The organism is Pseudonocardia sp. KRD291, assembly GCF_019263595.1.
Classification (GTDB): Bacteria; Actinomycetota; Actinomycetes; order Mycobacteriales; family Pseudonocardiaceae; genus Pseudonocardia.
On sequence record NZ_JADQDD010000319.1, the window covers coordinates 1 to 6,587 of the forward strand.

Consider the following 6,587-nt stretch of genomic DNA (forward strand, 5'->3'; position numbering starts at 1 on the left):
CGATCGTCGCGTTCGTCGACGCCGTGCTGATCGGCGCCGGCCTGCTGATCGTCGGCGTGCCGCTGGCGCTGCCGCTGGCCGTGGTCACGTTCCTCGGCGGCTTCATCCCGATCGTCGGCGCGGTCGTCGCCGGCGCGCTGGCGATCCTGGTCGCGCTCGTCAGCAACGGCTTCACCGCCGCGGTGATCGTCGCGGTGATCGTGCTCGCGGTGCAGCAGATCGAGGGCAACGTGCTGCAGCCGATCCTGCAGTCGCGCAGCCTGGGCCTGCACGCCGCCGTGGTGCTGCTGGCCGTGACCGCGGGCAGCACGCTCTACGGCATCGCCGGGGCGTTCCTGTCGGTGCCGGTGACCGCCGCCGCCGCGGTGGTCCTGCGCTACCTCGGCGAGATGATCGACGAGCGGACCGGGGCGCGTCCCTCGCCCGCCGACGGCGCCGCGGACGGGCCCGGGGCCGGGACCGCGGACCCCGAGCCGGACGACGACACCACCGACGGCGCCACGGACGGCGCCACGGACGGGATCGTCGCCGGGCCCGGGGACGCCGGGTCTGGCCCCACGGCCCCGGTCGCGCGGCCCGACTGACGCCGGTCCGCGGTCAGGACGCCGACTGCACCGCCCGCCACACCGTCTGCGGGGTCAGCGGCATGTCCACGTGCCGCACCCCCAGGTGCGACAGCGCGTCGATGACCGCGTTGTGCACCGCGGGCGTCGAGCCGATCGTGCCGGACTCGCCGATCCCCTTCGCCCCCAGCGGATTGAGGTGCGTGGGGGTCTCGGTGGTGGAGGCCTCGAACGCGAACAGGTCGGCCGCGGTCGGGATCGTGTAGGACGCCAGGTTGCCGGTGGTCGGGTTGCCGTCGTCGTCGTAGGGCACCTTCTCGAACAGGGCCTGCGAGATGCCCTGCGCGATCCCGCCGTGCTGCTGGCCCTCGACCAGCATCGGGTTCAGGATCTTTCCGCAGTCGTCGACGGCGACGTGGCGGCGCTGGGCGACCCAGCCGGTGTCCAGGTCGACCTCGACGACGGCGATGTGCGACCCGAACGGGAAGCTGGACTGGCCCTGCTTGAAGTCCAGCTCCTCGCGCAGCGCGGACGTCGCGCCGTCCGGGCTGCCGCTGCCGTCCTCCGCGGCGGCCGCGACCTGGCCCCAGGTCACCACGGACCCGGTGACGCCCTTGACCCCGAGGCCGGCCTCGGTGAGCTCGACGTCGCCGACCGAGGCCTCCAGCAGGTGCGCGGCGATCTCGCGCGCCCGCTGCACCAGCTCGCCGCTGGCCGCGTGGATCGCGCTGCCGCCGGTCTGCAGCGACCGCGACCCGAGCGTGCCCGCTCCGCGCGGGACGAGCGCCGTGTCGGACTGCACGAGCCGGATCTTGTCCATCGGTACCCGCAGTACCGCGGAGGCGACCTGCGCGAACGCCGTCTCGTGGCCCTGGCCGTGCGCGCTGGTGCCGGCCGAGACGGTGAACGAGCCGTCCGGGTGCGCCTGCGCCGAGCCCCACTCGCCGTCGAGGCCCAGCGGGGCGGTGACCTCGACGTAGCAGCCGACGCCGATGCCCAGCGCGACCCGGTCGCCGCTCTCCCGGCGCCTGCGCTGCTCGGCGAGCAGGTCGTCGTACCCGGCGGCGGCCATCACCGCGTCGAGGGTCTTGGCGTACTCGCCGTTGTCGTAGGGGGCGCCGGTCAGCGTCGTGTACGGGAAGCTCTGCGGCGGGATGAAGTTGGCCCGGCGCAGCTCGATCGGGTCGATGTCGAGCTCGTCGGCGGCGATGTCGAGGATCCGCTCGAGCATCTGGGTGGCCTCGGGCCGGCCGGCGCCGCGGTAGGCCCCGATCGGGGTCGTGGTGGTCGCGACGGCCCGCCAGTTGAACTGGATCTTCGGAATGTCGTAGACGCCCTGCGACATCAGCTGGGTCAGGCTGGGCAGGACCGAGCCGATCACCGGGTAGCCGCCGGCGTCGCCGATCACGTCCGCCTTCAGGCCGACGATCCTGCCCGCCGTCGTCAGCCCCAGCTCGACGTGCTGGACCTGGGCCCGGCCGTGGACCATCGAGAGCATGTTCTCCGAGCGCGTCTCGGTCCAGCGGACCGGATGCCCGAGCAGCAGCGCGGCCCTGGCCACGACCGTCCACTCGATGTACTCGAACGCCTTGGGGCCGAACCCGCCACCGACCCGCGGCGCGATCACCCGCACCTGCGAGGGGTCGAGCCCGAGGTCACCGGCCAGCGCGGCCTGCGCACCGTGCGGGGTCTGGGTGGCCACCCACACCGTCACCCCGCCGTCCGGCTCGCCCGGCCGCGCGACGGCCGCGTTCGGCTCCATCGGGACGCCGGCCACGCGCTGGTTGTGGAACGTGCCGGTCACGACCGTGTCGGCCCCGTCGAACAGGTTCTCGACCTCGCCGGTGCCACCGGCCGCGGCGACGTTCGAGCCGTGGTCGTCGAACAGCAGGGTGCCGCCCCCGGCGGCGGAGGCCTCCAGCCCGATCACGGCGGGCAGCGGGTCGATGTCGGCGACGACGTTCTCCGCGGCGTCGAGCGCCTGCGCCGCGGACTCCGCGACCACCACGGCGACGATGTCGCCGACGAAGCGGACCTTGCCCGACGCCAGGTGCGGGCGGGCCATCGCCTCCGGCACCACGCCGGGCAGGCCCTGGCGCGGCGCCAGCCCGATCTCGTCGTAGGTGTAGACGGCCCGGACTCCCGGCATCGCGGCCGCCTCGGCGACCTCGATGCCGGTGATCGTCCCGTGCGCGAACGGCGAGCGGACGAACGCGACGTGGTAGGCGCCGGTGACCGGGAGGTCCGCGGTGTAGTCGCCCGCTCCGGTGATCAGCTCCCGGTCCTCGGTGCGCAGTACGCGGTTGCCCAGGACGGAGCCCTGCGTGGTGACGGTCATGGTGCGTCCTCTCTGACGCCGACGCCGACGGGGCCGCGTGGGCAGGTCCGCCGGCGCCACCGGAGTGTGCCGTGCGACACGTTAGCCGGAAGGGGCACGCGAGGAGAACACGTGATCCGTCCGGCGCGGCCCGCGCCGACACCGTAGGAAGGTGCGATGGCGACGACCCCGGACGACCTGCCCGCATACGCCGACGCCGCGGACACCGTCGCGGGCCTCGTCGGGCGCATCGGCGGCGCACGCTGGTCCGCCCCCGGACTCGGGCACTGGAGCCTGCGCGACCTCGTCGGGCACACCGGGCTGGCGCTGTCCAACGTGCTGACCTACGCCGACGCGCCGTCCCCGACCGAGGACATCGTCTCGGCCGAGGCCTACTACACGCTGCCGGCGTCACGGACCGGGGAGGGCGCCGACGACGCGGCGGTCGACCGGCGTGCCCGGGAGGCGGGCGAGGCGCTCGGCGCCGACCCCGCGACCGCGTTCGCCGCGCTCGCCGACCGCGCCGTCGCCCGGGTCCGCGACATCGACCCGGACACGCTCGTGCGCTGCGTCGCGGGCGGCGTCCGGATCGGCGCCTACGCCGCGACCCGGACCGCGGAGCTGGTCCTGCACGGCCACGACGTCGCCGCCGCGGTCGGCGAGCCGGTGGCGTTCACCGACCGCGCCCTGGCGAGTACGGCCACCGTCCTGGCCCGGACCGCCGTCGCCCGTGGGACGGGCCGGGAGCTGGTCCTGGCCCTCGGCGGTCGCGGGCGGCTGCCGGACGGGTACTGCGTCGTCTGAGGGAGACCCCTGAACGGATCGTGACGAGGCTCACCGTCGCGGGTTAGCGTCCTCGTGGACCACCGCGCCGACCCGGGCCACCGGCACCGAGGGGGCGAGGAGGGGACATCGTCGAGACTCAATGGAGAGCAGATGCGCTTCGGAATCTTCCTCGCGCCGTTCCACGCCGAGCTCGGTCAGAACCCGGTCTCGGCACTGGCCCGTGACGTCGAGCTCGTCAAACACCTCGACCGTCTCGGGTACGAGGAGGCCTGGATCGGCGAGCACCACTCCTGCGGCACCGAGCTGATCTCCAGCCCGGAGATCTTCATCGCCAACGTCGCCCCCCAGACCTCGAGCATCAAGCTCGGCACCGGCGTCCTGTCGCTGCCCTACCACAACCCGCTGTGGGTGGCCGACCGCGCGATCCTGCTGGACTACCTGACGCGCGGGCGGTTCATGCTCGGCCTCGGGCCGGGCTCGCTGCCCACCGACGCCGCGATGATCGGCATCGACCCGACCGAGCAGCGCGGCGCGCTGGAGGAGGACACCGACGTCCTCATGCAGCTGCTGCTCACCGACGAGCCGGTGAACCACGAGAACTCCCGCTACACCCTCGTCGACGCGCGGTGCCAGCTGCAGCCCTACACCCGTCCGTGCTTCGAGGTGGGCATCGCCGCGATCGCGTCGCCGTCCGGCCCGCGGATCGCCGGCAGGTACGGCGCGGGGCTGCTCTCGATCGGGGCGACCCTGACCGGGGACACCGACCTGCTGGCCCTGCACTGGGACGTGGCCACGCAGCGCGCCGAGCAGTTCGGCCAGACGATGGACCGCAGCGCATGGCGCCTGGTCGGACCGATGCACATCGCCGAGACCAGGGAGGAGGCCTACCGGCAGGTCGAGTACGGCATCGACTACTGGTTCGACTACCTGCAGCACACCGCGGCCGTCCCGCACTTCGAGCCGGCCGGGGCGACGCTGCAGGAGCGGATCGACTGGGTCAACGAGAGCGGCGTCGGCGTGATCGGCACGCCCGAGGACGCGGTGCGCCAGATCCGCACGCTCGAGGAGCAGTCCGCGGGTGGTTTCGGTGCCTACCTGATGATGGCGCACGAGTGGGCCAACCCGACCGACACCAAGCGGCACTACGAGCTGTTCGCCGAGTACGTGGCCCCGCAGTTCCAGGGCAGCCTGGACCGGCTGGCGGCGTCGAAGGCCACCGCCCGCGGCAGCCGCGAGCACCTGTTCGGCCGCATGGGCAAGGCCCTGGAGGAGGCCACGGCCCGGCACCAGGCCGAGACCGCCGAGACCGCGGCCCCCTGAGCCGTCACCGGTCGTCCCGAGGCCCCGTCCGGCCGCGAACGGGAGGACGATGGTGGGGTGACGACGGCGACGCACGACGGCGGCCCGGCTCTCGACCTGCCCAGCACCGGGCCCGACCCGCTGGCGTTCGACACCGCGCTGGCCGCCGTCCTCGGCTACGCCCGCGGACGGCGGCCGTTCCGGTTCCGCTCCCCCGACTTCCCGCGCGGGCACTGGGTCCAGATGCCCGCCTTCGGCTGGTCCCGGTTCGACACCCGGCCGGTCGGCCCGTCCGACGACGCCGCCATCCTGATCGGCGAGGGCCTGCACGGACGGCTCGACCGCCCGGGCTGGACCGACGTGCACGAGGCGCTGGCCCGCGTGCGCCCGTTGTTCGAGGGCGTCGTCGAGCACGCGGGCGGACGCGCGTTCTGGGAGCTGACCGACGAGGAGCTGTCCGTACTGGGCGAGCCGGGCACGGTGGGCTCGGACCTGCGCGAGATCGGGCGGCGCGCCGGGCAGCACCCCGCGCACGTGTTCGCGGCGCTGCACCACCGCCGCCCGGACCTCGTCCCGCACCTGACCCGCAGCACCCGGCGAGCGCTGCTCCCGCACGGAGAGGAGGGCGACAGCGACGTCGGCGCGGTCGTCCTGCGCGAGCTGCGCGCCAACGACACCGCCTTCGGGGTGCTGGAGCGGACCGCCGCGGCACTACTGGGCGACGCGCACCCGACCCGGCTACGCCTGCACGACATCCTGCTCTGGCTGAGCACGACGCTGCGGATGACCCACGCCGTCGCCCTCGGCCGGGCGACCGAGGAGTGGCGGGTGCACGACGCCGCCGTCCGCCTCGGTTCCTGAGACCGGCCTACGCCCGTAGCGTCGTCGGCGGACGGGTCGACGTAGACAGGGAGAGCCGCGACGATGAGCGATCTCGAGCAGTTCCGGATGTTGATCGACGGCAGGGCCGTCGACGCGATCTCCGGCAAGACCTTCGAGAGCCAGAACCCCTACACCGGAGCGTCCTGGGCGACGGTCCCGGACGGCGGTCCGGACGACGTCGACGCCGCCGTCGCCGCCGCCCGGTCCGCGCTCGAGGGCGAGTGGGGCGAGATGACCGGCTTCGCCCGCGCCGCGTGCCTGCGGCGCCTGGGCGACCTGGTCACCGAGAACGCCGAGAAGCTGGCCCGCCAGGAGGTCAACGACTCCGGCAAGCTCTACCGCGAGATGATCGGGCAGCTGGGCGGCCTCGGCGGCTGGTACCACTACTACGCCGGGCTCGCGGCCACGATCGAGGGCCGCCAGATCCCGGCCCCCAACCCGAACTACCTCGTCTACACCCGTCGCGAGCCGGTCGGGGTGGTCGCCGCGATCACCCCGTGGAACTCGCCGCTGCTGCTGATGACCTGGAAGCTCGCCCCGGCCCTGGCCGCGGGCTGCACGATCGTGATCAAGCCCAGCGAGCACTCCCCCGGCTCGACGCTCGGGTTCGCCGAACTGATCGAGGCGGCCGGTATCCCGGCCGGCGTGGTCAACGTCGTCACCGGCCTGTCCCGCGAGACCGGCGAGCACCTGGCCGCGCACCCGGGCGTGGACAAGGTCGCGTTCACCGGCTCCACCGC

Annotated in this window: 6 protein-coding genes; 5 read left to right on the top strand and 1 reads right to left on the bottom strand. The window is 73.9% G+C overall.

Annotation, left to right across the window (positions count from 1 at the left end):
- Positions 1–584, top strand: a 584-nt coding sequence (locus I4I78_RS28295; protein WP_226380600.1) for an AI-2E family transporter, incomplete at its 5' end; no start/stop codon positions are given.
- A gap of 13 nt (positions 585–597) precedes the next feature.
- On the opposite strand, the gene I4I78_RS28300 is transcribed toward I4I78_RS28295, so the two are convergent.
- Positions 598–2,901: a xanthine dehydrogenase family protein molybdopterin-binding subunit gene (locus I4I78_RS28300; RefSeq protein WP_218614559.1), complete on the bottom strand. Its 2,304-nt coding sequence runs from the start codon at positions 2,899–2,901 to the stop codon at positions 598–600.
- Positions 2,902–3,057: 156 nt separating this feature from the next.
- Between I4I78_RS28300 and I4I78_RS28305 the strand changes: the two genes are divergently transcribed.
- The 4 genes from I4I78_RS28305 to I4I78_RS28320 form a co-directional block, all read left to right on the top strand.
- On the top strand, positions 3,058–3,684 hold the full coding sequence (locus I4I78_RS28305) for a maleylpyruvate isomerase N-terminal domain-containing protein (protein WP_218614560.1): 627 nt from the start codon (positions 3,058–3,060) through the stop codon (positions 3,682–3,684).
- 132 nt (positions 3,685–3,816) lie between these two features.
- Entirely contained in the window at positions 3,817–4,986 is a 1,170-nt protein-coding gene (locus tag I4I78_RS28310) for an LLM class flavin-dependent oxidoreductase (RefSeq protein ID WP_218614561.1), read from the top strand.
- 57 nt (positions 4,987–5,043) lie between these two features.
- The gene (locus I4I78_RS28315; RefSeq protein ID WP_218614562.1) at positions 5,044–5,826 is read left to right on the top strand and encodes a hypothetical protein; all 783 of its coding nucleotides are present in this window, start codon (positions 5,044–5,046) and stop codon (positions 5,824–5,826) included.
- Between the two features lie 63 nt (positions 5,827–5,889).
- Positions 5,890–6,587 (top strand): aldehyde dehydrogenase family protein (locus tag I4I78_RS28320; protein ID WP_218614563.1); only part of this gene is annotated, 698 nt, incomplete at its 3' end.